This window comes from Flexivirga sp. B27 (assembly GCF_052905685.1).
Map to the genome: position 1 here is coordinate 292,055 of NZ_JBPYUM010000003.1, position 26,310 is coordinate 318,364.

Genomic DNA, 26,310 nt, shown 5'->3' on the forward strand with positions numbered 1-26,310 from the left:
ATGCATTGAGCAACGGTCACATGCCTGCCTGAGTGCGCACTGAATGCGTTATTGATGCATGGTGCAACAGTTGCTCTATGCTGTCGGCTGTGAATGATTCCAGGACAGCGCCCGACTCCATGGCCGACTCCGTCGCCGCCGAGCTCGCCGAGGACGACACCGCAAGCATGCTGGCGGGTCAGGCGGAGGTCGTCGACGCGATCCTGGCGGCGAACCGTGTCTTCGTGGCTGTCGCTGCAGGCGCCCTGGCCAATCTCGAGCCGGAGATCACGCTGCCGCAGTTCCGCGCGCTGGTGCTGATCGACATACACCGGTCGATGACCGCGGCGGAGCTGGCCGAGGCGCTCGGAGTGGTGCCGTCCACCGCGACCCGCATGTGCGACCGGTTGGTCGCCAAGGAGTTGGTCGACCGGACCGTCGATGCGACCAACCGCCGTCAGGTGACGGTGACCCTGCGCCCGGAAGGTCGCACGCTGATCGCGCAGAGCACCCGCCGGCGCAAGCGCGAGATCACCCGACTGCTCAAGAGCATCCCACCCGAGACCCAGGCCGAGCTCGCGATGTCGCTCGGCGCGCTGGTGCAGGCTGCGCACGGCAGTGACCGGACCCGGGCGTCGCGAGCCCGATGATCGCGGTCCAGACACAACTACGCTCGGCCGGCGCATCGGCCGGCGGCTGGGTCCGCCGCAGCAGTTACCTGCAGAAGTGGGTCGTCCTCGGCACGGTGATCGGTGTCATCGCCGGGCTCGGCGCGATCGCGTTCTACCAGGCACTGCAGATCGCCGGGGACCTGCTGCTCGCCGGCATCGGCGGCTACGTCGTGCCCACCGCGGCCGCCGAGGGCGGCGCACACGGCACCGGTCACTTCACGCGGTGGTGGGCCATCCCGCTCGTGGTGGCGCTCGGCGGTCTGCTGTCCGGACTGCTGGTGACCAAGCTGGCGCCGGAGGCCGAGGGGCACGGCACCGATGCGGCGATCGACGCCGTGCATCGCAACCCGCGGATGATCCGGGCGCGCGCCGTCGTGGTCAAGATGATCACCTCGGCGATCACGATCGGCTCGGGTGGCTCCGGCGGTCGGGAGGGGCCGACCGCGCAGATCTCGGCCGGGTTCGGGTCGCTGCTGGCACGCACCCTGGACCTGAAACCCGAGGACGGCCGCATCGCGGTGTCGATCGGCATCGGGTCGGGCATCGGCGCCATCTTCGGTGCACCGCTCGGCGGTGCGGTCCTGGCCGCGGACATCGTCTACAAGGACGACTTCGAGGTCGAGGCGCTGGTGCCCGGGCTCGTCACCTCGATCGTCGCCTACACGGTTTTCGGCTTCGCCGAGGGCTTCTCGCCGATGTTCGGGTATGCCGCCTCCGGTTACGAATTCAACCAGCCGGTCCAACTCGTGTGGTTCGCAGTCATCGGGATCGTCGCCGGGCTGGTCGGGTTGGCCTACAGTACGACGTTCTACGGGGTGGCCGACCTCGTGAAGCGGCTGCCCGGCAACACCATCGTCAAGCCGGCCGCCGGCGGTCTGGCCGTCGGGCTGCTCGCGCTCGCGATCCCGCAGGTGCTCGGCACCGGCTACGGCTGGGTGCAGATCTCGCTGACCCGGGAGGGCCTGCTCGACATACCGCTGTGGACGATCCTGCTGTTGCCGTTCGCACGCATCGTCGCGACCGCCCTGTCCATCGGATCCGGTGGATCCGGAGGCATTTTCGGACCCGGCATGGTCATCGGGGCCTTCACAGGCGGGGCTGTATGGCGAGTGCTGGAGACCTTCGCACCCGGCGTGCCGCACAGTCCCGCGCCGTTCGTGATCGTGGGGATGATGGCGTGCTTCGGCAGCATCGCCCGCGCACCGCTGGCGATCATGCTGATGGTCGCCGAGATGACCGGCAACCTCACCATCCTCGCCCCGGCGATGGTGGCGGTCGGGATCGCCTACCTGATCGTGCGGCACTTCGACCGGACGATCTATCGCTCCCAGCTGGCGAACCGAGACGAGGCAGTCGCGGCACGGCTCAAACAGGGCCTGCCGTTGCTGGGGCGCGTGCCCGTCACCGAGGCGATGGCGGTGCCGCGGCTCGTGCTGCATGAGGACGACCGGCTGGCCGATGCGGTGGATCGCCTTTCGACAGCAGGCATTCCGGGTGCTCCGGTGATCGACTCACAGCAGCGCTTCCTGGGCTCGGTCGCCCTTGACGACCTGCAGGTGCTGGCGGCGAAGGACCCGGGCGGCACGTTGCGGCGACGGGTCGACGCGACCGCTCCTTCCACCGACACCGCAGCGACCCTGGACCAGGTGATCGATGCGCTGCCGGCGACCGTCCACTGGCTCACGGTGCTGGACGACCAGCGGCAGGTGCACGGCATCGTCGCGTTCAGTGACATCGTGCGGGCCTACCACCGGGCGTTGCGCGCCGACGCCCGCCGGATGTCGCGGGTCGCCACCAGCGCCGGAATCCAGGACGTGCAGGTCGGCGCCGGCTCTCCGCTGGTGGGCCACCGGCTCGACGAGCAGGTGCTGCCCGACGGAGTCATCGTGGTGGCGGTCCGCCGTGCCGACGCGATGCTGCTCGGACTGGGGGCGGTGCACCTGGAGGCCGGCGACCTGGTCACCGTGCTGGTGCGCCCGGACCAGCAGGGCGCCATACGGCCCCTCTTCGACGGTGACGCGGTCACCGCGCAGCGCACCGCGGCCGCAGACCCCGGCACACACCCGTCCTGACCGGCTGACGCACCGCCCGCGCGCATGCGGTCAGCTCGCGACATACCCGGTGTTGGCGAACTCCGCCGCCGTGGGGATCGTCAGCCAGACGCTTCGTCGCTGGCGGTCTTCGAATGGCGTGGCGCGCCGGGCGACTTCTTCGCAGCCGCGACCTTGCCGCCGTGCTGCTCGTTCTCCTCGATGTACTGCTCGGGATCTTTGTCGACCGGTTTCACTCCGGAGGCGGCATTCATCGCCTCCATCCGCAGGAACTGTATGGCGATGTCGTGACGCAGTTGCAAGCTGGCCTGCTGTCGGAAGTCGGCCAGGTCCTGGCGTTCTTCCTCGCCCATGTGCCGGCTGTTGTAGACGTTGCAGTCGGTGACGGCTGTCCACCACTCCTCCGAGCCGGTCGTGGCACGGTCGGCCTTGCGGATCGCCATACGGATGTTGTTGTGGTCGCCGATGGCGTCGTCGGTCTCGTCCGCCGCGTCCGGCGCATCCGCAGCGCCGGTGCCGAGCTTGAGCAGCTCCGGATAGAAGTAGCGCTCCTCGGCGTCCGCGTGGTTCTCCAACAGGATCGCCAGACGGCGCCACATCGCGGCCAGACCGTCGGTATCGCTGCGTGGCCACTCCTCGAGCATCGCGAAGCCGCGCCGCTGCTCGTCGTGCTGCTGTTGGATGATCTCGGTGATGTCCATGGCCCGAAGTTACGCCACTACGCGCGTCGCACGGTGATCGTCGGTGGCTGCGCCAGCGACTGGCCGACGACGCAGTAGCGCTCGGTCATCTGCCCCAGCCGCGCGAGCTGCTTGTCGGTGGCATCGGTGTCGACGGTGAATTCGACTGCCAGGTCTTGGATCCCGACCGGTGCTTCACGGTCGACACCCAGGGTGCCGCGGGCGTCGAACGTGGCGTTGGCGGTGCCGTCGACAGACTTCAGGTCCAGGCCGGACGCGGTCGCGACGGCCCGCAAGGTCACGCCCGCGCAGGCGAGGACCGCTTCGAGCAGCATGTCGCCGGAGCAGGCGTCGGACCCGTCGCCGCCGGTTGCGCGGTGCAGCCCCGCCCGGGTGACCGCTCCGGTCTGCTGCACCGAGAAGGACGGGGCCGGACCGCTGCCGTCACCCGTTGCGGCGACCGGCGTCACTGCAGTCTCGGCGGACTCCCGGTAGCGCTCCTTCAGCGGTGCCTGTGCTGCGCGCAGTTCATTCGCATCCATGCGGTCATTGTGCGACCGGATGCTCGTGGATGTTCAGGCTGTCCACGCCGTGGCCCCGCGGTGAACCGTCATACCGCCGCGGTCGGCTGATGGCTGGTCGACGCCGGGTGGCAGGACCAGCGGCACTCGACCTGGTCCCAGAAGCAGGTGTCGCGGCCGTGCCGGTGGCGTGCGCGGTCCGGGTCGGCCGGGCCTGCGTGACGCAGATGCTCGGTGGTGAGGAACTCGCGCCGAAGCTCCTCCGGCAGCGCCTCGAAGGGTGAGGTCTGCGAGCGGTGACAGGCGATCGCCGCTTGCCTCCGCGCGTAGTGCTCGGCGGTGTCGATGTGCATGGTGTGCAGGTCGTCCGGTGTGCCCAGCTCGGCGAGATCGAGGTATGGCGAGTCCGGTGTGTCACGTGCCAGGTGCTCCGCCCAGCGCTGCATCAGGTGCTGGGGCAGGCAGTGCAGCCACACGGGTATGCCGTGCTCCCGGCCCGCCGCCACCGCGGCGTCTCGAGTGCGTGCGTGATCGCGATGGCCGTCCGAGCCGTCGAGTGTCACGATCAGGTCGGGCCGGAACGTGTCGATCGTCGCCGAGACGCGGTCGACCACGTCGGTGAATCGCACGCTGACGACGGCGCCATACCTGCATGAAGCCGCAGTGCGCAGCACGCTACTGCTGCCGGCTCGGGCGGGTCGGCTTATTTCGACGCAGACCACGTGTTGGTCCGGATTTGGTCACGTTCAGGTCATCGATAGGCCCGAAACCGCCCCCGAGGGCGGCAAATCCGATAGAAATTTCTCCTGGGTGACCTCTTGCGGCATACCCCGTGGCCTTTGCTGGCCCGCTCCGGATCATTTGTGCCGCAACGCTGTTCGAGGTCACCCATGACCTTGTCACGACGCATTGGTGAGCGTGCGAAACCAGAGAGAGGAACCGACTACATGGCATGTGATGTAGCCGCGAACAGGTGGGTGGTCTCGGGATGAGTCCGCGTTCGCGGAGTGATCCGCCACATCGCCTGCGCATCACGGTGCCGGCGTCCGACACGTCGGTGTTGCGATGGCTCGAGCTGCAGGAGAACCCTTCGATATCGCTGCGCATGTTGGTGCGCGCATCCATTGAGCGCGACGGCTACACCGACGTGCTGACGCGGCCGGTCGATCAGCTGCCACGTCGTGGCCGGCAGGCGGCCGAACCCGCGCGTCCGGCTCCGGCGGAGCCTGACGCACGTGAGACCGTTGCCCCACCTGCGGCAGCCCCGGCGGCCCGTGAGCCGGTCAGGCGAGACTCCGGCCGAAGCACGGGCACGGGCGCGAAGAGTGACCCGCCGGCACGAGCGCCGAAGCCGAATCCCAAGCCGCAGAAGCAGTATTCGATCGACGAGATCATGAGCAGCACCCGGCAGTGACGAGCTGAGCCGGTGTCTGCTGACCGGCGTCCCTTGAACCAACCCACATCGAGAAAAGGACGAATGAGGAATGGCGAAACACAGCGCCACCAGCACGAAGCGCGCAGCGACCAGCACGAGCACCAGCAGCGCGAGCGCCGACGACGGCACGACCCTGACCGGGGGCATCGACGTCGGCAACGGTTATCTCAAGGGCGTCATCCGCGGTGAGGTCGGCGGCGAGGCCGTCTTCGACGAGATCGATCTGCCGTCTGCGGTGGTCTCGACGAGCCGATCCACCCCGAAGGTGCCGCTGGCCGACTCCGACGTGGTCGCAGTCATCAACGGGGGAGGCCCCGGAGACGGTGACGACTTCTACAACCGACTGGACTGCTCCCTGACCAGTCCCCTTGTCGGACATACCGATCGGCGGATCTTCGGCCGTTCGGCGCTGTCCGTGCGGGGCAGCAAGTTCACCGAGTTCGAGGTGCTCGGCAAGCGGTCGAAGGCGGACCAGGAGCTGAGCGCGGTGCTCGTGCTGGGTGTCTTCGCCGCGAAGGCATTGCGCGACTACGTCGCCGCGCACGGGGTGCTGCCCGAGCGTGACCTGCAGGTCGATGTGCGGGCCGGCTTGGCGTTGCCGATCAGCGAATACGTGCAGCGGCGGCACACGTTCGCTGCCGAGTTCACCGGGTCGCAGAGTGGGGCACGCCCGATCGTGCACTCGGTGACGATCAAGAACTTCAGCACCCCGGTCACGGTGCGGTTGCGCTTCATCGACGTGCAGGTCCTCGCCGAGGGCGCGTCGGCACAGTTCGCGATCACCGACAAGGGTGAGCCGCTGGCACAGGCGTTGCTGGACGACCTGCGGGCCAGCGACCCGGACCCCCTGCCGGAGGGCATCACCGCAGCCGACCTGGTGGACGTGCGCAACACCATCGGCGTCGACGTCGGCGAGGGCACCGTCAACTTCCCGGTCTTCACCGACGGCCGCTTCAACGCAGAGGCTGCTATCACGCTCGAGCAGGGCTACGGCACCGCGCTGATGAACGCGATGGAGCGGATGAGCGAGTCGGACAAGCAGCTGGCGTTCACCAGCCGCAAGCAGTTGGCGGACTTCCTGCAGCAGCGTCCGTCGGTGCTGCAGCGTGGCCGCTACAACCGGGCGAGGGACTTCGTCGAGGACGAGGCGCGTTATCTGGTGGCCGAGATCGCCAGCCGCTTCGCGGACGTCGTGGCACAAGCGGGTGCGACCACCGAGGTCGTCTACGTGTATGGCGGCGGGTCGGGCCCGATCAAGCACCTGTTGCGGCCCGCCCTGCAGCAGGTCGCCGGCGACATACCGGTGCTCTATCTGGACGCGCGGTATTCGCGGCACCTGAACCGCGAAGGTCTCTACATCGCGGCACGGCACGTCGAGCAGTTCGCCTCTCGTGAGCAGCGCGGTGAGCGCAGCGCGCGCCGGCGGGCGAAGGTCAGCGCGTAGCCGTCAGCGGTCGGTGCCCCGGCACGACCTGACGTCTCCGCACCTGCACAGCGAGCACCACAGCGGAACGGCTGCCGAGACCCCTGCATCGTTGACCCACTCAGCGGGTCAACGATGCAGGTGACGTCTGGTACGAGAAAACCGCCGACAGTGTCGGCGGTTTCACTGTTGTCGGGGTGACAGGAGCCGCGCGTGACGCTCCTCCTGCGTCGGACCGTGCACGCGCTCCCGGCATCGTGTCTCCCGACACAAAAAATCCGCCAGCAAGCTGACGGAAAATTTGGTCGGGGTGACAGGATTTGAACCTGCGACCTCTTCGTCCCGAACGAAGCGCGCTACCAAGCTGCGCCACACCCCGTGGCATGCCGCGGGCACCCGGTGGATGCACGCAGCGAGAAGTAACGATACAAGGCGTCGCGGCGTTTCGCCCAATCGGGTCGATCAACTCGGGCACTCGATCTCGATACACCTCCTCCGCTGCGCTCCCCCGGCACTCGATCAGCGTGTTGTAGCGGTCTCGACCGGCGGGGCTACGCCTCAGGCGTAGCGGCGCAGGATCTGGCGAGACTGCTCGACATACCCGCCGCCGAAGAGGACGGCGTGCAGCAGCACCAGGTGCAGTTGCATCAGCGGGACCCGGTCACGCCAGCCGTCGTGCAACGGCGCAACCTCGTTGTATGCCGCGAGGATTCGCTCCAGATGCGGCGCTCCGAAGAGAGCCAGCGCCGCCAGATCCGACTCCGGATGACCGCCGTGCGCGGCGGGATCGATGAGGACCGCGCCGTCGGGGGTCCATAGGACGTTCCCGGCCCAGAGATCGCCGTGCAATCGGGCTGGGGCGGCGCAGGATTCGTCGAATTCGCCATCCCTCAGACGGGTCAGCAACGGTGCGGCTGCCGAGCTCAGCCCCGCCCGGTCCGCAAGTGGTGCGACGCGGAGCTCGGCATACATCGCGCCCCACGAGTCGTAGGACGCAAGGGGCAGCGACAGCAGGTCGTCGGCAGGTCCTTGGTAGCCGTCACCGTCCCAGGTGTCGGGTCCGACGCCATACGCCGTAGCGCCTGCCGTGTGGGTGGCGGCGAGTGCCCGTCCGAAGTCCTCGGCGTCGGCGCTCGACGGTGATGCAGCCGAAAGTCGTTGCAGCACAAGGTCACTGCCGTCAATCGACTCCACGTCGACGACCGGCGCACCGTCCGCTGCGCGTAACCACTCGAGCCCGGCCGCCTCCCAGGAAGCGGCTCGCGGCGAAGCTGCGTGCTTGACGAAACTCATCGCGGCACCAGCGTCAGCAGCGTCGCCTCCGGGCGGCAGGCAAGCCGCACCGGGTTGTACTTGTTGTGGCCCAGGCCAGCGGACACGTGCAACCACGCGGCGTCCGCGGGCGCATCCGCATCCCGATGCCCCGACGCACCCGGCCACCACCGCGAAACCCCTTTGGCACGAGCGTTGTCCAGGTCGCAGTTGGTCGTCAGCGCACCGTGGAACGGCACGCACACCTGGCCGCCGTGGGTGTGCCCGGCGAGGATCAGCCGTGCACCGTCGGCCGTCATCGCGTCCAGCACCCGCACGTATGGCGCGTGCACCACCCCAACCGTCGCGACCACATCGTCAGCTGCGCGACCGGCCACCGACGGGTAGTCGTCCAACGCGATGTGCGGATCGTTGACTCCGACGAATTCGACTGGCGTACCGGTGATTTCGAGCTTCGTCCGGACGTTGTCGAGATCGGTCCAACCGCCGCGCTTGAAGGCGGCGACCAGCTCGTCGACCGGCAGGGTCGGCACTTCGAGGTCCGCGCCGCGCTTGTGCGGTGCGCCGACTCCGACATACTTCAGCGGATTCTTGGGCGCGGGCGCGTAGTAGTCGTTCGACCCGAGAACGAACGCACCCGGGAACTCCAGCAGCGGCTCCATCGCCCGCAACACGGCCGGCACCGCATGCAGGTCGGAGCAATTGTCACCGGTGTTGAGGACGAAATCCGGCTCCAACGCTGCAAGTCCGCGCACCCACTCGATGCGACGCTCCTGCCGCGGCACCAGGTGCAGATCGCTCACCTGCAGCACCCGCAGCGGGCGGGCACCGCGTGCCAGCACCGGGAGCGTGAAGCGCCGCAGTGTGTAGAGGTGCCGCTCGACCAGGGATGCCCATGCGAGCGTGCCGATCCCAGCGCCGGCGATCGCGGCCGCGGTCCTCGTGAGTGCATCCATGACGCTGCCAATTGTGTCGCCACTTCGATGTCCGTGTGGCAGGCGGGTCTGCACGCAGTGGGACACTGACCCGTATGACGAGCAAGCAGAGCCTCCGTGAGGACATGACCGCCGCCCTCCGCGCACACGACAAGGTGCGCACCTCGACACTGCGGATGGCGATGGCCGCGATCACCAACGCCGAGGTCGCCGGCAAGGAGGCCAAGGAGCTCTCCGAGGACGAGGTGCAGCAGGTGCTCGCCAAGGAGGCCAAGAAGCGCCGCGAAGCGGCCGAGGCGTATGACGGCGCCGGCCGCGCCGAATTGGCCGAGAGCGAGCGCGCCGAGCTGGCCGTGCTCGAGGAATACCTCCCCAAGCAGTTGGGCGATGAGGAACTTTCAGCTCTTGTTGCCGAGGCGATCAGCGAGACCGGTGCGCAGGGTATGGCGGGCATGGGCCAGGTCATGAAGGCCGTGCAGCCGAAGGTCGCCGGTCGTGCCGAGGGCGGCCGGGTCGCCGCCTCGGTCAAGCAGGCGCTGCAGGGCTGAGCGTCGCTCGGGCGGGACCTCGGGACGCTCGTTCCTCGCTCCTCGGCCACCTCAAGTGGAGGTCCTTGAGGAGTTCGTGAGGCACGAGCGAACGTCTCGAAAGGAGGGGACCTCGGGACGCTCGTTCCTCGCTCCTCGGCCACCTCAAGTGGAGGTCCTTGAGGAGTTCGTGAGGCACGAGCGAACGTCTCGAAAGGAGGGGACCTCGGGACGCTCGTTCCTCGCTCCTCGGCCACCTCAAGTGGAGGTCCTTGAGGAGTTCGTGAGGCACGAGCGAACGTCTCGAAAGGAGGGGACCTCGGGACGCTCGTTCCTCGCTCCTCGGCCACCTCAAGTGGAGGTCCTTGAGGAGTTCGTGAGGCACGAGCGAACGTCTCGAAAGGAGGGGACCTCGGGACGCTCGTTCCTCGCTCCTCGGCCACCTCAAGTGGAGGTCCTTGAGGAGTTCGTGAGGCACGAGCGAACGTCTCGAAAGGAGGGGACCTCGGGACGCTCGTTCCTCGCTCCTCGGCCACCTCTCACGACGAAGCCCCTCCCGTCATACGGGAGGGGCTTCGTTGGTCACTTCTCCTTCGGCGGCGGGCCGGTGTGCTTGGGCGGGTTCGTCTTCTTCGGCGGCTCAGTCGTTTTCGGCGGCTCGGTCGTCTTGGGCGGCTGCGTGGTTTTCGGAGGCTGCGTCGTCTTGGGCGGCTGCGTCGTCTTGGGAGCCGGCGGCACGTAGGTGCGCGTCGTCGACGGTTGCCACGTCTGCGGCACGGTCGTCGCCGAGGCCGGGCCCGAGACAGGTCCGGAGTATGTCGGCGGGTTGGACGTCGTGGTCTTCTCACTCGTCTTCGGCGACGGCGAGTCCTTCGGCGTCGTGCCGTCCGGCTTCATGAAGTGCTTGATCGGCTTGCCCTTCAGGGCGCCGTCCATGATGTCCTTCCAGATCGGCGCCGCGAGGTCACCGGCGAAGACGTAGCCGCCGCCAGGGCTGGTGTAGCGGTGACCGGCGAGGGTGACGTTCTTCAGGTCCTTGGGAGCCGCGTGGTGACCGACCCAGACTGCGGTCGCGATCTGCGGGGTGTAACCGACGAACCAGAGGTTCCTCGACCCGTCCTCGGTGCCGGTCTTGCCGGCTGACGGACGGTCGCCGTCGAGCTGGATGTCGCCGTGGGTGGTGCCCTTCGGGTCGGTGATGACCGACTTGAAGATCTTGGTCGTCTCGGCCGCGACCTTCTTGCTCACGATCCGCTTGCACTGGGTGCCGGAGAGCTTGAGCTTCTTACCGCTGCCGTTCTTGATGGACACGACGGGGCGCGGCGGGCAGTACATCCCGCCGGACGCGACGGTGGCGTAGGCGTTGGCGAGGTTGATCGGTGTCGTGTTGGACGAGCCCAACGTGATCGAGGAGATCGTGGACGTTATTGGTCTGCCGCTGCCGTCCTTCACACCGAACTTCGATGTCGTCTTCAAGACCTCGCAGGCCCCGAGCTCACCCACGATCTTGGCAAACACGGTGTTGACCGACTGGGCGGTCGCGTCGGTGAGCGACATGTCGCTGCCCGCAGGTGGCTTCGGGGCGTCGTTGGGCAGCGGCCACTTGTCGCCGCCCAGTCCGCAGCGGCCGGGGATCTCTTCGTTGGTGAAGATGTGCGCGGGTGCTCCGGCACTGGACTTGCCGTTGTATGACGGCACCTCGATCTTCTTGTCCGGTGACCAGCCCTTCTCCAGTGCCGTGATCACCGCGAAGATCTTGGCGGTCGAACCGTATGCGTAACCGCCGTCCGGGTCCACGAAGTTCGTGGCGCTCGTGCCGTTGCCCGGTGAGTTGGAGTATTTGGTGTTCTGTCCGCTGGCCAGCACCAGGCCGGTGCCGGGTTGGATGATGACAGCGGCAGAATCGACGCCCGCCTTGTTGCCCTGCGGGATCTTCTTGCGGATCTGCTTGTTGATGACGTCGGCCATCTTCGGGTTGAAGCTGGTCTGGATCGTCAGGCCACCACTCTCCAGGGTCGCCATCCGCTCCTTGGGTGTTTTGCCGAGCGACGGCTGCTTCTGCAGCCAGTCGATCACGTAGTAGCAGAAGTAGGCGTATTTGGAGTTGGCGCAACTGTTGGACTTCACCGGGTGCGGGTTGAGGTCCAGCTTGGTGTTCTGGGCCTTGATCATCTGATCGCGGGTGATCATCTTCTGCTGATACATCTTCGCCAGCACGACGTTGCGACGCGCGGTCGCACCCTTGGCGTTGGTGAAGGGGTCCAGGTTGCCCGGCTCGTTGACGATGCCGGCCAGCAGCGCGGACTGCGGCAGGTTCAGCTCCGAGGCGTGCACGCCGAAGTATTGGCGGGCCGCGGCCTCCACGCCATACGCCTGACCGCCGTAGTAGACGAGGTTGAGGTAACCGTCGAGGATCTGGTCCTTGGTGTATTTCTGCTCCAGCGACACCGCGTATTTCAGCTGCTGCAGCTTGCGGACGTAGCCCTCCATGCCGGTGCGGCTGACGGCGCGCTTGGCCTTCTCGGTGTTGCCGGAGTTGATCGCTTCGTTCTGGATGGCGATCTTGACGTATTGCTGGGTCAGCGTCGACGCGCCCTGCGTGCCGTTGCTGAAGATGTTGGAGCCGATAGCGCGGAAGAGGCCCGTGGAGTCGATCGCGCCGTGCTCGTAGAAGCGCTCGTCCTCGATCGCGACCTGGGCGTTCTTCATGTTCTTGGAGATCTTGCTGAACGGCACCACGATGCGGTTCTGGTTGAACGGTGTCGCAAGCACGGTGCCGTCGCTGGCCAGGATGCGTGACTGCTGCGCCAGGGGGTTCATCGCGAACGACCCGGGCATGTCGTTGAAGAGCTTCACGCCGCCGTTGGTCGCCTGACCCGCCGCGCCGACCGCGGGCAGGAAGAGGCACGCGACGATCAGTCCCATCGCGACCGCCGTGGCGACGAACGCTCCGAGCAGACTGAAGACGGCGCCGAGACGAGAAGCAACACGCATGCCTGGCAGGGTAACCGCCCGAACTGTCATCGGTCGCATCCGACGGGCCGTGCATCATAGACGAGCCGTTGACGGCACACGTATAGTTCGAAATGACTATTTGGAAATAGTTCCCCGGACATCTAGCGGGCGGTGCTCCGGATCAATACCGTGATCCGAGACACACGCGGGGGGCGTGAAACAGAACATGGGCGGGGAAGGCCGAGAGCGAGAACATGACTGCTGTGATGCCCGAGAAGGCGACCTGGGACGAGAACTGGGCGGCGCGCGCTGTATGCCGCACAGGGGCGTCTCCGGACGAACTCTTCGCCAAGGGGGCTGCGCAGCAGTCCGCCAAGGTCATCTGCCAGCGGTGTCCCGTTGTCGCAGAGTGTCTGGCGGACGCACTGGACAACCGCACCGAGTACGGCGTCTGGGGTGGCATGACCGAGCGTGAGCGCCGGGCACTGCTGCGCCGCCGACCCGACGTCCCCTCCTGGGCACAGCTGTTCAAGATGGCGCGCGCCGACGAGGCCAAGTCCGCCGACTGAGCGATTGAGGCGGGGGTTTCGAGACGCTCGTTCCTCGCTCCTCAACCACCTTGAATATGAGGTGGCCGAGCTTGTCGAGGTCACACCCGAGGTGGCCGAGCTTGTCGAGGTCACACCCGAGGTGGCCGAGCTTGTCGAGGTCACACCCGAGGTGGCCGAGCTTGTCGAGGTCCGGGTGTCGTTTCGACAAGCTCAACGACCGTGGTTTCGACAGGCTCAACCAGCTCTAGCGGGCGAGCTGTGCACCGATACCGCGCAGCTGCTCCACGTCGTTGACGTCCTCCGCCGATGCAGCCACGATCACCTGCGGGATCGTGGGGTGCGCGGCGGTGAACCTGCCGATCGCTGCCTCCTGACGGCCCGCCTGCGCGGCGTGTTCGGCGTGCAGCCGCAGCAGCCCGGCGGTGTCCGCCGGTTGCCAGCCCTCGCCCTCCCGCGCATCGAGCGCGTCGGCTTCCTCGGCCGCGGCTTCGGCCCGGCCCTCCCGCAACGAAGGCACGTGCGTCTGCTCGACCCGATTGACGACGAGGCCGGCCAGCGGCATACGTTCGGTGGCCAGGCGGCCGGCGAAGAACGACGCCTCACGCAGCGCGTCACGCTCCGGGGTGGCGACGACCACGAATGCCGTGGCCTCGTCGCTCAGCAGCGCATACGTCTCGTCGGCGCGCTCGCGGAAGCCGCCGAACATCGAGTCCAGCGCCGCGACGAAGGTCTGCGCGTCACGCAGCATCTGGGCGCCGAGCACCTTGGACATCACCGCGGTCACCGTGTTGACGCCGACCGACATGAATTTGAGGTAGGCCCGCCCGCCGGCCTTGGCCGGTGACATCAGCAACCGGATGAACTTGCCGTCCAGGAAGGACCCGAGCCGCTTGGGCGCGTCCAGGAAGTCCAGCGCAGACCGCGACGGCGGAGTGTCGACCACGATGAGGTCCCAGCGCGCGTCACCGTCGACCTGCTCGGCGTGCAGCTGGCCCAGCCGCTCCATCGCCATGTATTCCTGCGTGCCCGCGAAAGAGCTCGAAACCGCTTGGTAGAAGGGGTTTTCCAGGATCTGCTGCGCTTTGTCCGGAGCAGAGTGCCGCAGCACCAGCTCGTCGAACGTGCGCTTCATGTCGAGCATCATCGCGTCCAACGAGCCGCCGTTGGTGTCGTCGATCTTCTCGACCGGCGCCGGCTCGTTGTCGAGGTGCTCCAGGCCGAGCGCCTGCGCGAGGCGCTTGGCCGGGTCGATCGTCAGTACCGCGACCGCGCGACCCTGCTCCGCCGCCCGTATGGCGATCGCGGCCGCCGTGGTGGTCTTGCCGACGCCGCCGGAGCCGCAGCACACGATGGTGCTGACGGAGTCGTCCTGCAGCAACTGGTCGATGTCGAGCAGCGGTGGCCGCGTCATACCGCGGCTCCTTGGTCGGTGACGGTCGCCGACAACTCCAGCAGACCGCCCGCGTCCATGCCACCCGGCACCAGTGGCAGGTGGTATGTCGGCAGGTCGAGCCCGGCCAGGGTCTGCCGCTCGCGGTCCTGCAGCGCCAGCCGCTGGGTGAGGTCGACGCCGGTCTGGGTAAGGCCGCGGACCATGCGCGGGCCGACGCGCAGGCCCACAGCGCCGAGGTCGACGGTCAGTGGCTCGGCATCGAAGTTGTCGGCACCGAGCAGCGCCAGGGTGTGCTCGCTCACCGGGGGAGCGACCTCCTGATTGATGATCACCGACCCCAACGGCAGCGACAGGCCACGCAACTCGGTGGCCGCCTCCACGGTCTCCTGCACCGGCATCTCCTCCAGCAACGTCACCAGGTGCACCACCGTCTGCGACGACTGCAGCATCGCGGTGATCGCGTCGGCCTGGTTCTTGATCGGGCCCATCTTGGCCAGCCCGGACATCGCATGGTTGACGCCGAGGAACTGGCCCACCCGGCCGGTCGGTGGTGCGTCGAGGACGACGGCGTCATACAGATGGGGGCTGCGGGTGCCGCGCCGGCTCGGGCGGCGGCGGACCGCCTCGTAGACCTTGCCGATCAGCAGCACGTCGCGCAGCCCCGGCGCGATCGTGGTGGCGAAGTCGATGACGCCGAAGCGCTCGAGCATCCCGCCGGCCAACCCGAGCTTGTAGAACATCTGCAGGTATTCGAGCAGCGCGGCCTTCGGGTCGACCGACAGCGCCATCACCTGGCCGCCGCCCGGCCCGGTCGCGACCTGCACCTCGTCGTCGCCCAGGCGCGGCACGTCGAAGACGCCGCTGATGCCTTGGCGCCCCTCGACCTCGACCAGCAGGACGCGCTTGCCGTCGGTGGCCAGCGCCATCGCCAGGGCGGCCGCAACGGTCGTCTTGCCGGTGCCGCCCTTGCCCGTCACGACGTGCAGCCGCACGTCGTCGAAATCACCGGTCTTCATGCGTTCACGGTATCGGGGCTGCGGGTGTGACCGGCGCGTCATACCCGGGTAGGTGCTACTGCAGGGTGACGCCGCGGCGGGACTGCTCACCTACGCTGCACGTATGTCGTCGGTCGAGCAGGGTCACTCGGACGCGCTGCTCTCCGAGGCGTCGCGTCCGTGGGTCCGCCTGCTGCCGTGGGCCGTGGCGTTCGTGCTCGTCATCGTCCTGCTGCCCGTCACGATCGGTGTGCTGGGCGACGACTACCGGCTCAACGACGGGATCGCAGGCATCTTGGCCGTGGTGCAGACCGCACCGCTCGCGCTCGCCGTGGTGCGCCCCCTGCAGGCCTGGTGCGTCATCTTCGCCGCGGACATCGTCGGAGCGCTCATCCTGCTCACGACCGGTTTCAGGGACTCCGCATGGCCCTTCCCGCCCATGGAGATCGTCGGGTATGTCGCTCTCTGCCTCGCCCTCGGATTGCGCGAGTCACGGCGCATCCTGCTGACGGTGTGGCTAGCGACGGCGGCTGCCGGCACCGTCCTCACCCTTCTCGCACCCGCGAACACGCCTGACACGAGTGTCGTGGTCATCGTCCTCAGCGCTGTAGCGCTTGTGCTGGGTGCCGCGCTCCGCGAGCGGTATGACGCGCAGCGCCGGCTCGCCGAGCAGGAGACGATCAGCGAGGCCGAGCGCAGCCACCGGACGCTGCTGGAGGAACGCGCCCGGATCGCGCGGGAGCTGCACGACGTGGTCGCCCACCACATGTCGATGATCACGGTGCAGGCTGAGACGGCGCCATACCGACTGGAGGGGGTGGCGCCGGAAGTGCGCGACGAATTCACCTCGATCGCGGCCACCGCACGCGAGTCGCTCGGGGAGATGCGCCGGCTGCTCGGGGTGCTGCGGCACGAGGAGGCCACCGGGGAGTTGGCTCCGCAGCCGGGGCTGACCGACATCGGTCATCTCGTCGAGGCGACCGAACGTGCAGGCGTCCCAGTCGAATTCGCGTCATTCGAGAGGCAGGTGCACGAGGCGCAGGTGTCCGAGGCGGTGGGCCTGTCGGCATACCGCATCGTGCAGGAGGCGCTCGCCAACGTCGTGCGGCACGCACCGGGCGCACCGACCCGGGTGACGCTGTCGACGGACGACGACCGACTCGAGGTGCTCGTCGTCAACGATGCGTCCCCGCAGCCGCCCACCCGACCGCTCGAGCGCGGCGACACCGGGCACGGCCTGGTCGGCATGCGCGAGCGCGTGCGCCTGGTCGACGGCACCCTCGAGACCGGTCCGCAACCCGACGGCGGCTTCCGGGTGGCCGCCGAAATCCCGCTGACAGCAAAGGAATCCACGTGACCACGCGCGTCATTGTCGTCGACGATCAGGCCATGGTGCGCGCCGGCTTCGCAGCCCTGCTCGATGCCCAGGAGGACATCGACGTGGTCGGGCAGGCGGCAGACGGCGACGAGGGCGTCGCACTGGCACGCCGCAGCCGGCCGGACGTGGTGCTGATGGACGTGCGGATGCCGAAGCTGGACGGCCTTGAGGCGACGCGGCGGATTGTGGCGTCACCGGGACTGGCCGACCACACGCGCGTGCTCATGCTGACCACGTTCGACGTCGACGACTACGTCTACGAGGCGTTGCGGGCCGGTGCCAGCGGCTTCCTGCTCAAGGACGCCCCGCCGGCCGACCTGATCTCCGCGGTGCACGTCGTCGCGGCCGGCGACGCACTGCTCGCCCCGTCGATCACCCGGCGGCTGATCGCCGACTTCGCGCAGCGTCGGCCCGCCGGGCGCAGCAAGCCGTCGTTGCGGCTGAACGCCCTGACCGAGCGGGAGACCGAGGTGCTCACCCTGGTCGCGCGCGGCAGCTCCAACTCCGAGATCGCCCACCAGCTCTTCGTCGCCGAGCAGACCGTCAAGACCCACGTCAGCCGGGTCTTCACCAAGCTCGACCTGCGCGACCGCGCCCAGGCGGTCGTCTTCGCCTACGAGTCGGGGCTGGTCACGCCGGGCGAGTGATACCCGGGTAGGGGTCTGTTTTTGGCTCCGCGGTGTGACGCGTGGGGCGGAACCTGCTCCATAGTTTTCCCGGCATGAACACCGCAACGGCACTTCACTATCGAATGCACGAGGTCGACGGCCACCAGCTGCTGGCGTGCGACCGTCCGGGCGGGGCGCGCATCGTCGAGGCGTTCGGCGACGTCACGCTGGCCGACCACATCGCCGTCGTCATACCCGGCAACGGCCACCACCTGGGCAACTACTTCACCGACCGCGGCCCGGTCAGCCCGCGGGCACGCGGCGAGCAGGTGCTGCGCATGATGGCCGCGCTGGCACCGGACGAGCGGGTCGCCGTGGTCGTCTGGGTCGGCTACCGCACGCCGGCCGGTATGGCGTCGGCCTTCTCCAACAGCTACGCCCGCGAGGGCGCTGCGGACCTGGCCCGGCTCACGCACTACCTGCCGCGGTCGGCGCACTTGACGTTGATCGGGCACAGCTACGGCAGCGCGGTCTGCGGGTTGGCGCTGCCGACCGCTCGGGCCGAGGATTGCGTCGCGCTCGGCAGCGCCGGCATGGGCGTCTGGCGTAGCGACGACCTCGGCACCGGCACCCGCGTGTGGGCGGCGCAGACCGAGTCGGACTGGATCCGCTTCTTCCCGCACGGTCGCATCGGGCGGCTCGGGCTGGGGCGTCCGCCGCTCCATTCGGCAATGAACGCAACGCGATTCGGCACCGGCGACATCACCGGGCATTGCGGCTACTACACCGAGGGCAGCGAGTCGTTGCGCAACATCGCACGCATCGCTGTCGGTCGGTATGACGACGTGACGCCACCCGGCGCGGTGGGCGTCGCAGGTCCGGGCGCGGACGTGGTCCCGGCCGATGCGACTCGGATGGAGGCCGTGGCATGAGACTGCTGAGTTGCGAACCGGCGGTCCTCTGCGAGGGCCTGCGCAAGAGCTTTCCGGGGCGGGGCGTGGTGCTGGACGGGCTGGACCTGGCCGTCACGCCCGGCACCGTGCACGGCCTGCTCGGTCCGAACGGAGCGGGCAAGACCACCGCCATACAGATCCTGTCGACGCTGCAGCGCTTCGACGCCGGCCGGGTCGTTGTAGCCGGGCACGACGTGGCGCGTGACCCCGCCGGCGTCCGGGCACGTATCGGCGTCGCCGGGCAGTACGCGGCGCTCGATGAGGTGCTGACCGGCCGGCAGAACCTCGAGTTGTTCGGCCGGCTGCACCACCTGCGCACCCGAGCTGCACGGACCCGCGCCGACGAACTCCTCGAGCGCTTCCGGCTGCAGGCGGCAGCCGACCGCCCCGTCCGGCACTACTCCGGCGGCATGCGGCGGCGGCTCGACCTCGCGGTCAGCATGATCCGCGACGCCCGCGTGCTCTTCCTCGATGAGCCGAGCACCGGGCTCGATCCGCGCAGCCGCGGCGAGGTCTGGGACGCGGTGCGCGAGCTCGCCGAGGCCGGCACCACGGTCCTGCTCACCACGCAATACCTCGAGGAGGCCGACCGGCTGTGCTCCCGCATCTCGGTGATGGACCACGGCCGGATCGTCGCCGAAGGCTCGCCCGACGAGCTGAAGGCGCGCGTCGGCGGCAGCCTCGACGACGCGTTCCTGGAGCTGACCGGCGGACCGAACCTGCAGGAGGCCGTGCGATGACCACCGTCTCGATGCCCGCGCTCAAACTGTCCGCGCCGACGGTGTGGTTCGTCGCCGACACGTGGGCCGTCACCCGCCGGCACCTGATGCGACTGGTCCGGCGACCCGACGAGCTGCTCGGCACGTTGCTCATCCCGGTGATGGCGGTCGCGATGTTCGGCTTCGTCTTCGGTGACGCGCTCGGAGCGGCGATGACCCTGCCCGGGACGGAGTACCGCGAGTTCCTGCTGCCCGGGCTCTTCGCGCTGACCATGGCGTTCGGGATCGGCAACACCACGATCTCGGTCGCGGCCGACGTGCGTGGGGGAGTGCTGGACCGGATGCGGTCCCTGCCGATGTCACCCGCCGCGATGCTCGCCGGTCGCTCGCTCGCCGACTTGCTCACTGCCACAGTCGAACTCGCGATCGTGATGGGTCTCGGGTCGCTCCTCGGCTGGCAGTGGCACGGCGGTCTCGGAGCACTCGCCGCATTCGGTCTGCTCGCGCTGCTGCGGCTCGCGTTCTCCTGGATCGGGATCCTGCTCGGGCTGCTGGTCAGCGGCCCCGAGGCTGCGATGAAGTATTTCTCGCTGCTCTTCCCGCTGGCGATGGTGGCCGACACCGTCATACCGACCGACCTGATGCCGGACGCGCTCGCCGGCATCGCACGCTGGAATCCGTTGTCCGCCACCGTGATTGCGACCCGACACCTCTTCGGCAGCCCCTCCGCGGCGACGACCTCGTGGGTCGCCGAGCACGCGACGGCGATGGCGATCGCGTGGCCGGTCGCGATCACCGCGGTCTGTATGCCGCTCGCGCTGCTGCGGCTGCGGAGGTTGTCGCGGTGAGCCTCGTGGTGTTGTTCCTACTGGTCGTCGCCGACGGCATCGTGCCGCCGGTGCCCAGCGAGGCCGTGCTGCTGGCGCACGCGCCCGGTGCGATGGCACACGGGTGGGCGGCGGTCGTCGGCCTGTGGGCGCTGGCAGCGGCCGGCGCGTTCCTGGGCGACGTGATCACCTACTTCCTGGGACGCGGCATCGGGACGCGACGCTTCGCCTGGCAGCGACGTGCCTGGGTGGCGCGCGTGCTCGAGCGCACCGGCGTCGAGTTGAACCGCCGTGGGGCGCCGCTGATCCTGTCGGCTCGGCTGCTGCCCGGCTGGCGGGTCGCGATCACCTTCCTCGCCGGCGCCACGCGTATGGCGCCCGCGCGGTTCTTCGCTGCGAGCGCCTGCGGTGCGTCGATGTGGGCGGCATACATGATCGGGATCGGGGCGACCGTGGGCGCGCTCACCGGTGCCGGACCCATCGTCGTCGCAGCAGTGTCGCTGACCGTCCTGACCGCGCTGGCCAAGCTCGTCCGGTGGCTGCGCCGTCGCTGGATTCCGGGTGCGTCGCGCCGGCCGAGTCCGTATCGTCGTGGGCATGCGCCGACATCATTGAGTCCGATCACTGACGATCCGAGCGGCCGCCTTCCGGGCGAGCCGCGAGTGCATCGCGTTCTTCGCGGTGAGCCCGCTCTACTTCGCCGCGCACGGGGTGGACGCAACGGCACAGGGGACGCTCTTCGTCCTCTGGTCGATCACGTCGTTCGTCTGTGAGGTGCCGTCGGGTGCGCTGGCCGACACCATCGATCGACGTGCGCTGCTCGGCGTATCCGGCGTGCTCTATACCGCTGGATTCACCAGTTGGCTTCTGTTTCCTGCGTATTGGGGCTTCCTGGTCGGCTTCGTGCTGTGGGGAGTCTCCTCGTCGCTGATGTCCGGAACCTTCGAGGCACTCGTGTATGACGAGCTGGCCTCGACCGGGGACGAGGCGTCCTACGACAAGGTGCGGACGCACGCCGAGACCGCGGCGGTCATCGCCATCATGGCCGGAATGCTGCTGGCCGGACCGCTGCTGACGCTCGGCGGCTACCGCGCCGTCGGTATCGCGAGCGTCGGCGTGGCCGCGCTGCACACCGCCCTGACACTCCTCCTGCCGCCGGCCCGTCGGCAGGAGAAGGTCGCCGAGCGGCACTACCTGGCCCAGTTGCGGGACGGTCTGCGTGAGGTGCGCGATTCACCGCCGCTGCGCCGGACGATCCTGACCATCGCCGCGGTCGTGGCGCTGGTGGCGTTCGACGAATACTTCTCCCTGTTCTTCGCAGCAGCCGGGTTCTCGCCGGTGCTGGTGACCGTCGCGGTGGCGATCACCGCGGCGGCGCAGGCGCTCGGGACGGCGTTGGCCGCACGCTCCCCGGCGACGAACCTGCGGAAGGTGCCGTTGCTGGTGGCTCTCGGCGGTGCCGGGTTCGTGGTCGGCGCGCTGGCTGCCCGCACCGGCTCACTCGGCGCGGGCGTGGCAGCTGTCGTGTTGGTGGCGGCGGCATACGGGCTGGTGACGAATGTCTATGTCGCACAGGAGAACCGGTTGCAGCACCAGATCCGCGGAGCGTCCCGGGCAACGGTCACGTCCGTCGGCGGCGTCGTCGGGGAAGTGGGTGCGATCACCAGCTTCGCGCTCGTCGGCGGTCTGGCGCACTGGTGGACGATCCCGGTGGTGCTGCTCGTCGCGACAGTGCCGTTCAGCATCGGTGGCGCCTGGGTTGCACGAGGTCCTTGAGGAACCCGTGAGGGACGAGCGGGTGTCTCGAGAGGACCGGGGCCTCGAGACGGTCGCTCGTGCCTCACGACCTCCTCGGCCACCTCAACCCTCTCCACCAACCTCACATCACGGGGCGGGGCCTCGAGACGGTCTCCTCGCATCGGGGCCTCGAGACGGTCGCTCGTGCCTCACGACCTCCTCGGCCACCTCTGGAGGACGGCCTCGAGCGCGGTCACGGTGTGCGCGAAGTATGACGAGCCCGGGTCGACCAACTCCATGTGCCCGCACCCCGCCAGCACCTGCAACGGCACGCCTGCATCGGCTGCCGCCTGGTAGCTCTCGGACACCTCCACCGGGACGGTGTCGTCGGCGCTGCCATGGACGAGTCGGACCGGCACGGGTGGCGGACCGAGAAGTGCGGGATCGGCTGCGCGCCATACGGTTTCAGGGGCATCACCCATCATCGCCAGGGCTGCACCGTCGCCCAGGCCCAGGTCGCGGGTGAGGTGCAGGTCCACGCAGCCGGCGAGCGAGACGACGCCGGCGATCGGGGTCTGCTGGTATGCCGCCCAGGTCACGAGATGCCCACCCGCGGAGTGCCCGATCAGCGCGATCCGATCGGGTAGCTCGGTGTCTGCGACGACTGCGTTGATCGCGGCGAGCACATCCGACGCCATCGCCGCCCAGTTGCCCGGCTCGCGCCGGTATTCGATGGTCGCAACGTGAAAACCGTGTGCTGCCAACGTCGTTGACTGCTGACCGGCATGCCCGCGGTCGGTCTTCGGACGCCAGAACCCGCCATGTATGACGACGACGGTCGCGTCTCGCGCGGCGCCCGACGGGTCGCGGACGTCATACAGCTGCTCGGGGGCAGGGCCGTAGGAGACGGTGCGGTCCGGCGGCGGGGCGGTGGCGGAAGGTATCGACACGCGCCGACCCTACTTGTCCGGCGTGGCGCCTCACGGTCTGGCAGACGGACACGTGGCTGAGGCTGGTCAGACGATTCCGGTGGATCCGACGGTGTGCTCGAAGATCAGGCTGGTCTCGGTGCTCGCGACCTCTCGCGTCTTGCTCAGACCCTCCACGAAGTTGCGCAAGTCCTCGGTCGAAGCGGCTGCCACGTGCACCTGAAAATCATCGACACCGGCGACGAAGTAGACGTTGAGGACGCCGGGAAGCCGCACCAGGCCGGCTGCGTAGCGGGGTATCTGCCCGCGAGCCGTCGGCTGGAGCCGCACGGCGACGATCGCCTGTATGCCGTAACCCAGCGCCTCGGGAGCGATGTCGAGCCGGAAACCACGGATGACACCACGGTCGATCAGTCGCCGCACACGGAAGTGGCATGTCGAAGCGGCGATCCCGACCCGCTTGGCAAGGGCACTGTTGGACAGCCGGGCATCCTCGGACAGCGCTCGGAGCAGCCGACGGTCGATGTCATCGATCGCTGTGTCGGGCGTCACTTTTCGCGGTCGCACATCCTCCATGACAGGGAGGCTATCCGATGGCCTGGTTGGAGAAAATGAGCTCATTTGCCCCAGCCTTTGAATAGTTGACGCACCCGCACCCATGTATAGCGTGAGAAGTGCTGAAATGTTGTGCTGTCGTTGTAGGAAAGAGGTTGCCAATGGTGCTCGAACCCCTGCGGCCCGCCAAGGGCCAGGGCACCCCGCACGTTGTCGTCATCGGAGCAGGCATGGTCGGTCTCTCGACCGCCTGGCACCTGCAGGAGCGAGGTGTCGATGTGACCGTCGTGGAGCGATCCGGGGTCGCGGCCGGCAGCTCGTGGGGCAACGCCGGCTGGGTCTCGCCCGGCCTGTGTGTGCCGCTGTCCGACCCGTCGGTGATCAAGTACGGACTGAAGGCGCTGCTCGACCCCGACTCGCCGCTCTACATCCCGATGAAGCCGGACCCGAAGCTCGCGTCGTTCCTGCTCGGCTTCGCACGCCGGTGCACGCCGGGGCAGTGGAAGCGCACGATGGACAAGTTCGTGCCGGTCAACCGTCGCGCGATCGAGGCCTTCCAGTTCCTGGAGGACCACGGCGTCAAGGCGAGTTCGCACGATGCACCGATCATGGCGGCGTTTCGGCGGGCCGAGGACGCGGCCGGGCTGGAGCACGAGGTCGAGCTGATCCGCGAGGCCGGCCTGGAGCTCGAGGCGACCGAGATCGACAACGCCACGCTGCGTGCCGAGTTGCCGATCGTCAGCCCGGACGTCGAGAAGGCGATCCGGCTCGGCGGTCAGCGCTTCATCAATCCGCCCGAATACGTCAACGCCCTGGCCGACGCAGTCCGCGAGCGTGGCGGCAACCTGGTGATCGGTTCCAACGCGCGGGCGCTGCGGCACGGACCGGGCGGTGTCACCGTTGAGATGGTCTCCGGCGCACCTGTCGCCGGTGACGCGGTCGTCGTCGCGACCGGTGCATGGCTGTCGGAGCTGGCCAAGGAGTGCGGCGTCCGGACGCCGGTGCGCGCCGGACGCGGCTACAGCTTCTCCCTGGAGGTCACGGACCCGGCCAACCGCCCGGTGCCCTGCCCGGTCTACTTCCCCTTCGAGCGGATCGCCTGCACGCCGCTCGGGGACCGACTGCGCGTCGGCGGCACGATGGAGTTCGGCGGCACCGAGGAGCCGCTGCATCCCGAGCGGGTCGAGGCGATCGTCAAGGGCGGCAAGCCGCTGCTGTCCGGTGTCGACTGGGACGACCGGCAGGACGAGTGGGTCGGCAGCCGCCCGGTCACGGTCGACGGCCTGCCGCTGGTCGGGCCGACGAAGGTGCCGCGTGTCTTCTCCAATGGCGGGCACGGCATGTGGGGCATCACGCTCGGCCCGTTGTCCGGACAGTTGCTCGCCGAGCAGATGGTCACCGGCGTGACCCCGCCGGAGCTGCTCCCGTTCGACCCCACCCGCTGAGTCGCATCCGTCGATCGAGTAGCGGTGAGGGACGAGCCGCGTAGCGAGATCCGGAGCCGCACTTCGGTCTCGATACACCGCTCGTACCTCGCGGCACTCGACCAGCGTGCGTTGCCCTCGTACCTCGCGGCACTCGACCAGCGTGCGTTGCCCTCGTACCTCGCGGCACTCGACCAGCATGCCGGGAATAAGGTGACGACATGACCACCTGGGAGTACGCAACCGTTCCGCTGATCGTCCACGCCACCAAGCAGATCCTCGACCAATGGGGCGAGGACGGCTGGGAGCTCGTGCAAGTCGTGCTGGGCCCCGATGGCACCAACCTGGTCGCCTACTTGAAGCGCCCGAAGGAGCAGTGACAGATGTCCGCAGTTGAAGACCGCCTGGCCGAGCTCGGCCTGCAGGTGCCCGAGGTGGCCGCGCCCGTCGCGGCATACGTCCCGGTCGTGCAGGAGGGCAACTTGGTCTACACCTCCGGCCAGCTGCCCATGGTCGACGGCAAGCTCGGCACCACCGGCAAGGTCGGTGCCGAGGTGACCGCCGAGGATGCCGCGAAGCTGGCGCAGACCTGCGCGCTCAACGCGATCGCCGCGGTCAAGTCGCAGGTCGGCGACCTCGACAAGGTCACGCGCGTGGTCAAGGTCGTCGGCTTCGTCGCCAGCGACCCGAGCTTCACCGGACAGCCGGCTGTCGTCAACGGCGCCAGCGAGTTGCTGGCCAAGGCGTTCGGCGAGGCCGGTGCTCACGCTCGGTCCGCCGTGGGCGTGGCCGTGCTGCCGATGGATGCCCCGGTCGAGGTCGAGATCACCGTCTCGGTCGCGTAGCACTCTGCCCATGCCGTCGACGCACGAGATCGAGCTGCCGCCGACGCTGCGCGAGCGGGCGCTCAGCTGGCTCGCAACACCCGCGCCGGAGCGAGAGATCGCCCCGGCGCGGCTTGCGTCCACCGTCCTGCTGCTGCGCGAATCCGACGCCGGCGCAGAGGTTTTCATGCAGCGCCGGGTGGCGTCGATGAAATTCGCACCGTCGATGTGGGTTTTCCCCGGCGGCGGTGTCGACCCGCGTGACGAGGTGGTCGGCCTGCCGTGGGCCGGACCGTCACCGGCGCAGTGGGCGCGCCTGATCGGCATACCGGAGGCACGTGCGCGCGCGGTGGTCATTGCGGCGGTGCGCGAGGTCTTCGAGGAATGCGGCGTGCTGCTTGCGGGCCCGTCGGACGACGAGGTGGTGCTCGACGCGACCAGCGACGACTGGCAGGCCGACCGGGCTGCCGTGCTCGACCGCAGCCTGTCCTTCGGAGAGCTGCTGGAGCGGCGTGGCCTCCTGCTGCGCTCGGATCTGCTTGCGCTGCAAGATCATTGGATCACCCCGGAGATGGAGCCGCGGCGCTATGACACGTGGTTCTTCTCCGCCCGCCTGCCCGGTCGGCAGGTCGCGGACGACGACACGACCGAGGCCACTGAAGCCGTATGGCGCCTCCCCGCCGAGGTCCTGCAGGAGGCCGAGCAGGGCGCTGCGAACCTGATGCCGCCGACGCTCACGCAGCTTCGCAGGATCGCCGGCTGGCCCGACCTCGCACCCGCGACGGTCAGCCGCGAGAGATTGGGCGCGGTGATGCCGCAGCCGGTCCGTGACGGCGACCGGTTGCTGCTCCGCGCGCACCTCAACGACTGACCCCGCCATACCGAGCGGACACACAACGAACCAGCGGACACGAAATCCGGGCCGGATTTCGTGTCCGCTGAGTGCTTTTCGTGTCCGCTCGGTGCGG

The 26,310-nt window shown here is 68.5% G+C and carries 27 protein-coding genes and 1 tRNA gene; 17 read left to right on the forward strand and 11 right to left on the reverse strand.

Translation table 11 applies throughout. The annotated features are described in order from the left end of the window. Nucleotides 1–89 precede the first annotated feature (89 nt). Nucleotides 90–629, forward strand: coding sequence for a MarR family transcriptional regulator (locus ACSZL9_RS13685; RefSeq protein WP_446666059.1), 540 nt, complete (start codon nt 90–92; stop codon nt 627–629). Further along, entirely contained in the window at nt 626–2,722 is a 2,097-nt protein-coding gene (locus tag ACSZL9_RS13690) for a chloride channel protein (protein WP_446666060.1), read from the forward strand. Before ACSZL9_RS13685 ends, ACSZL9_RS13690 begins: the two co-directional genes overlap by 4 nt. Before the next feature lie 80 nt (nt 2,723–2,802). Here the strand turns inward: ACSZL9_RS13690 and ACSZL9_RS13695 are convergent, their stop codons facing one another. From ACSZL9_RS13695 to ACSZL9_RS13705, 3 genes are all read right to left on the reverse strand, one after another. Further along, complete coding sequence (locus ACSZL9_RS13695) at nt 2,803–3,402, reverse strand: hemerythrin domain-containing protein (RefSeq protein WP_446666061.1); 600 nt, start codon at nt 3,400–3,402, stop codon at nt 2,803–2,805. Between the two features lie 17 nt (nt 3,403–3,419). Next, nucleotides 3,420–3,923: an OsmC family protein gene (locus tag ACSZL9_RS13700; protein ID WP_446666062.1), complete on the reverse strand. Its 504-nt coding sequence runs from the start codon at nt 3,921–3,923 to the stop codon at nt 3,420–3,422. A 68-nt stretch (nt 3,924–3,991) separates the two neighbouring features. Further along, nucleotides 3,992–4,576, reverse strand: a complete 585-nt coding sequence (locus ACSZL9_RS13705; protein WP_446666063.1) for a PIG-L deacetylase family protein — start codon at nt 4,574–4,576, stop codon at nt 3,992–3,994. A gap of 314 nt (nt 4,577–4,890) precedes the next feature. On the opposite strand from ACSZL9_RS13705, the gene ACSZL9_RS13710 reads away from it, so the two are divergent. Beyond that, entirely contained in the window at nt 4,891–5,316 is a 426-nt protein-coding gene (locus tag ACSZL9_RS13710) for a hypothetical protein (RefSeq protein WP_446666064.1), read from the forward strand. A 70-nt stretch (nt 5,317–5,386) separates the two neighbouring features. Continuing rightward, complete coding sequence (locus ACSZL9_RS13715) at nt 5,387–6,781, forward strand: hypothetical protein (RefSeq protein WP_446666065.1); 1,395 nt, start codon at nt 5,387–5,389, stop codon at nt 6,779–6,781. A 281-nt stretch (nt 6,782–7,062) separates the two neighbouring features. Here the strand turns inward: ACSZL9_RS13715 and ACSZL9_RS13720 are convergent. The 3 genes from ACSZL9_RS13720 to ACSZL9_RS13730 form a co-directional block, all read right to left on the reverse strand. Further along, nucleotides 7,063–7,139: transfer RNA gene (locus ACSZL9_RS13720), tRNA-Pro, on the reverse strand. 179 nt (nt 7,140–7,318) lie between these two features. After that, nucleotides 7,319–8,053 carry a fructosamine kinase family protein gene (locus ACSZL9_RS13725; protein WP_446666066.1) on the reverse strand — a complete coding sequence of 245 codons (735 nt, stop codon included), beginning with the start codon at nt 8,051–8,053 and terminating at the stop codon, nt 7,319–7,321. Continuing rightward, nucleotides 8,050–8,988: a metallophosphoesterase gene (locus ACSZL9_RS13730; protein ID WP_446666067.1), complete on the reverse strand. Its 939-nt coding sequence runs from the start codon at nt 8,986–8,988 to the stop codon at nt 8,050–8,052. Before ACSZL9_RS13730 ends, ACSZL9_RS13725 begins: the two co-directional genes overlap by 4 nt. Before the next feature lie 74 nt (nt 8,989–9,062). Here ACSZL9_RS13730 and ACSZL9_RS13735 point away from each other — a divergent pair, with 74 nt between their 5' ends. Beyond that, nucleotides 9,063–9,515: a GatB/YqeY domain-containing protein gene (locus tag ACSZL9_RS13735; protein ID WP_446666068.1), complete on the forward strand. Its 453-nt coding sequence runs from the start codon at nt 9,063–9,065 to the stop codon at nt 9,513–9,515. Nucleotides 9,516–10,076: 561 nt separating this feature from the next. On the opposite strand, the gene ACSZL9_RS13740 is transcribed toward ACSZL9_RS13735, so the two are convergent. Then, nucleotides 10,077–12,488 carry a transglycosylase domain-containing protein gene (locus tag ACSZL9_RS13740; protein WP_446666069.1) on the reverse strand — a complete coding sequence of 804 codons (2,412 nt, stop codon included), beginning with the start codon at nt 12,486–12,488 and terminating at the stop codon, nt 10,077–10,079. Nucleotides 12,489–12,703: 215 nt separating this feature from the next. Between ACSZL9_RS13740 and ACSZL9_RS13745 the strand changes: the two genes are divergently transcribed. Further along, the gene (locus tag ACSZL9_RS13745) at nt 12,704–13,018 is read left to right on the forward strand and encodes a WhiB family transcriptional regulator (protein ID WP_446666070.1); all 315 of its coding nucleotides are present in this window, start codon (nt 12,704–12,706) and stop codon (nt 13,016–13,018) included. A 226-nt stretch (nt 13,019–13,244) separates the two neighbouring features. On the opposite strand, the gene ACSZL9_RS13750 is transcribed toward ACSZL9_RS13745, so the two are convergent. Both ACSZL9_RS13750 and ACSZL9_RS13755 read right to left on the reverse strand, forming a co-directional pair. Further along, nucleotides 13,245–14,411: an ArsA family ATPase gene (locus ACSZL9_RS13750; protein ID WP_446666071.1), complete on the reverse strand. Its 1,167-nt coding sequence runs from the start codon at nt 14,409–14,411 to the stop codon at nt 13,245–13,247. After that, on the reverse strand, nt 14,408–15,409 hold the full coding sequence (locus tag ACSZL9_RS13755; protein WP_446666072.1) for an ArsA-related P-loop ATPase: 1,002 nt from the start codon (nt 15,407–15,409) through the stop codon (nt 14,408–14,410). The genes ACSZL9_RS13750 and ACSZL9_RS13755 overlap by 4 nt, the downstream gene beginning before the upstream one ends. A gap of 52 nt (nt 15,410–15,461) precedes the next feature. Between ACSZL9_RS13755 and ACSZL9_RS13760 the strand changes: the two genes are divergently transcribed. The 7 genes from ACSZL9_RS13760 (at nt 15,462) to ACSZL9_RS13790 (ending at nt 21,649) form a co-directional block, all read left to right on the forward strand. Beyond that, nucleotides 15,462–16,745: a sensor histidine kinase gene (locus tag ACSZL9_RS13760; protein ID WP_446666073.1), complete on the forward strand. Its 1,284-nt coding sequence runs from the start codon at nt 15,462–15,464 to the stop codon at nt 16,743–16,745. Then, nucleotides 16,742–17,413: a response regulator gene (locus tag ACSZL9_RS13765; protein WP_446666074.1), complete on the forward strand. Its 672-nt coding sequence runs from the start codon at nt 16,742–16,744 to the stop codon at nt 17,411–17,413. The genes ACSZL9_RS13760 and ACSZL9_RS13765 overlap by 4 nt, the downstream gene beginning before the upstream one ends. 74 nt (nt 17,414–17,487) lie before the next feature. Further along, nucleotides 17,488–18,306 carry an alpha/beta hydrolase gene (locus ACSZL9_RS13770; RefSeq protein ID WP_446666075.1) on the forward strand — a complete coding sequence of 273 codons (819 nt, stop codon included), beginning with the start codon at nt 17,488–17,490 and terminating at the stop codon, nt 18,304–18,306. Beyond that, nucleotides 18,303–19,067 carry an ABC transporter ATP-binding protein gene (locus ACSZL9_RS13775; protein ID WP_446666076.1) on the forward strand — a complete coding sequence of 255 codons (765 nt, stop codon included), beginning with the start codon at nt 18,303–18,305 and terminating at the stop codon, nt 19,065–19,067. Before ACSZL9_RS13770 ends, ACSZL9_RS13775 begins: the two co-directional genes overlap by 4 nt. Beyond that, entirely contained in the window at nt 19,064–19,894 is an 831-nt protein-coding gene (locus ACSZL9_RS13780) for an ABC transporter permease (RefSeq protein WP_446666077.1), read from the forward strand. The genes ACSZL9_RS13775 and ACSZL9_RS13780 overlap by 4 nt, the downstream gene beginning before the upstream one ends. Continuing rightward, complete coding sequence (locus tag ACSZL9_RS13785) at nt 19,891–20,646, forward strand: DedA family protein (RefSeq protein WP_446666078.1); 756 nt, start codon at nt 19,891–19,893, stop codon at nt 20,644–20,646. Before ACSZL9_RS13780 ends, ACSZL9_RS13785 begins: the two co-directional genes overlap by 4 nt. After that, a complete protein-coding gene (locus ACSZL9_RS13790) occupies nt 20,555–21,649 on the forward strand; it encodes an MFS transporter (RefSeq protein ID WP_446666079.1) in 1,095 nt (364 codons plus the stop codon). The genes ACSZL9_RS13785 and ACSZL9_RS13790 overlap by 92 nt, the downstream gene beginning before the upstream one ends. Nucleotides 21,650–21,819: 170 nt before the next feature. Here the strand turns inward: ACSZL9_RS13790 and ACSZL9_RS13795 are convergent, their stop codons facing one another. Beyond that, nucleotides 21,820–22,560, reverse strand: coding sequence for an alpha/beta hydrolase family protein (locus ACSZL9_RS13795; protein WP_446666080.1), 741 nt, complete (start codon nt 22,558–22,560; stop codon nt 21,820–21,822). A 66-nt stretch (nt 22,561–22,626) separates the two neighbouring features. After that, the gene (locus ACSZL9_RS13800) at nt 22,627–23,115 is read right to left on the reverse strand and encodes an Lrp/AsnC family transcriptional regulator (RefSeq protein ID WP_446666081.1); all 489 of its coding nucleotides are present in this window, start codon (nt 23,113–23,115) and stop codon (nt 22,627–22,629) included. A 140-nt stretch (nt 23,116–23,255) separates the two neighbouring features. Between ACSZL9_RS13800 and ACSZL9_RS13805 the strand changes: the two genes are divergently transcribed. From ACSZL9_RS13805 to ACSZL9_RS13820, 4 genes are all read left to right on the forward strand, one after another. Next, nucleotides 23,256–24,539 carry an NAD(P)/FAD-dependent oxidoreductase gene (locus ACSZL9_RS13805; RefSeq protein ID WP_446666082.1) on the forward strand — a complete coding sequence of 428 codons (1,284 nt, stop codon included), beginning with the start codon at nt 23,256–23,258 and terminating at the stop codon, nt 24,537–24,539. A gap of 200 nt (nt 24,540–24,739) precedes the next feature. Then, entirely contained in the window at nt 24,740–24,898 is a 159-nt protein-coding gene (locus ACSZL9_RS13810; RefSeq protein WP_446666083.1) for a hypothetical protein, read from the forward strand. Between the two features lie 3 nt (nt 24,899–24,901). Then, on the forward strand, nt 24,902–25,363 hold the full coding sequence (locus tag ACSZL9_RS13815) for a RidA family protein (RefSeq protein WP_446666084.1): 462 nt from the start codon (nt 24,902–24,904) through the stop codon (nt 25,361–25,363). 10 nt (nt 25,364–25,373) lie between these two features. Beyond that, nucleotides 25,374–26,213: an NUDIX hydrolase gene (locus ACSZL9_RS13820; RefSeq protein ID WP_446666085.1), complete on the forward strand. Its 840-nt coding sequence runs from the start codon at nt 25,374–25,376 to the stop codon at nt 26,211–26,213. Nucleotides 26,214–26,310: the final 97 nt, after the last annotated feature.

What these genes read in the sequence shown, in the direction of transcription:
- ACSZL9_RS13730 (WP_446666067.1), bottom strand. Translation starts at nt 8,988, where the DNA reads ATGGATGCACTCACGAGGACCGCGGCCGCGATCGCCGGCGCTGGGATC.
- ACSZL9_RS13745 (WP_446666070.1), top strand. Translation starts at nt 12,704, where the DNA reads ATGACTGCTGTGATGCCCGAGAAGGCGACCTGGGACGAGAACTGGGCG.
- ACSZL9_RS13755 (WP_446666072.1), bottom strand. Translation starts at nt 15,409, where the DNA reads ATGAAGACCGGTGATTTCGACGACGTGCGGCTGCACGTCGTGACGGGC.
- ACSZL9_RS13780 (WP_446666077.1), top strand. Translation starts at nt 19,064, where the DNA reads ATGACCACCGTCTCGATGCCCGCGCTCAAACTGTCCGCGCCGACGGTG.
- ACSZL9_RS13820 (WP_446666085.1), top strand. Translation starts at nt 25,374, where the DNA reads ATGCCGTCGACGCACGAGATCGAGCTGCCGCCGACGCTGCGCGAGCGG.
- ACSZL9_RS13770 (WP_446666075.1), top strand. Translation starts at nt 17,488, where the DNA reads ATGAACACCGCAACGGCACTTCACTATCGAATGCACGAGGTCGACGGC.
- ACSZL9_RS13710 (WP_446666064.1), top strand. Translation starts at nt 4,891, where the DNA reads ATGAGTCCGCGTTCGCGGAGTGATCCGCCACATCGCCTGCGCATCACG.
- ACSZL9_RS13690 (WP_446666060.1), top strand. Translation starts at nt 626, where the DNA reads ATGATCGCGGTCCAGACACAACTACGCTCGGCCGGCGCATCGGCCGGC.
- ACSZL9_RS13715 (WP_446666065.1), top strand. Translation starts at nt 5,387, where the DNA reads ATGGCGAAACACAGCGCCACCAGCACGAAGCGCGCAGCGACCAGCACG.
- ACSZL9_RS13775 (WP_446666076.1), top strand. Translation starts at nt 18,303, where the DNA reads ATGAGACTGCTGAGTTGCGAACCGGCGGTCCTCTGCGAGGGCCTGCGC.
- ACSZL9_RS13735 (WP_446666068.1), top strand. Translation starts at nt 9,063, where the DNA reads ATGACGAGCAAGCAGAGCCTCCGTGAGGACATGACCGCCGCCCTCCGC.
- ACSZL9_RS13810 (WP_446666083.1), top strand. Translation starts at nt 24,740, where the DNA reads ATGACCACCTGGGAGTACGCAACCGTTCCGCTGATCGTCCACGCCACC.
- ACSZL9_RS13725 (WP_446666066.1), bottom strand. Translation starts at nt 8,053, where the DNA reads ATGAGTTTCGTCAAGCACGCAGCTTCGCCGCGAGCCGCTTCCTGGGAG.
- ACSZL9_RS13740 (WP_446666069.1), bottom strand. Translation starts at nt 12,488, where the DNA reads ATGCGTGTTGCTTCTCGTCTCGGCGCCGTCTTCAGTCTGCTCGGAGCG.
- ACSZL9_RS13805 (WP_446666082.1), top strand. Translation starts at nt 23,256, where the DNA reads ATGGTGCTCGAACCCCTGCGGCCCGCCAAGGGCCAGGGCACCCCGCAC.
- ACSZL9_RS13695 (WP_446666061.1), bottom strand. Translation starts at nt 3,402, where the DNA reads ATGGACATCACCGAGATCATCCAACAGCAGCACGACGAGCAGCGGCGC.
- ACSZL9_RS13815 (WP_446666084.1), top strand. Translation starts at nt 24,902, where the DNA reads ATGTCCGCAGTTGAAGACCGCCTGGCCGAGCTCGGCCTGCAGGTGCCC.
- ACSZL9_RS13800 (WP_446666081.1), bottom strand. Translation starts at nt 23,115, where the DNA reads ATGGAGGATGTGCGACCGCGAAAAGTGACGCCCGACACAGCGATCGAT.
- ACSZL9_RS13750 (WP_446666071.1), bottom strand. Translation starts at nt 14,411, where the DNA reads ATGACGCGGCCACCGCTGCTCGACATCGACCAGTTGCTGCAGGACGAC.
- ACSZL9_RS13700 (WP_446666062.1), bottom strand. Translation starts at nt 3,923, where the DNA reads ATGGATGCGAATGAACTGCGCGCAGCACAGGCACCGCTGAAGGAGCGC.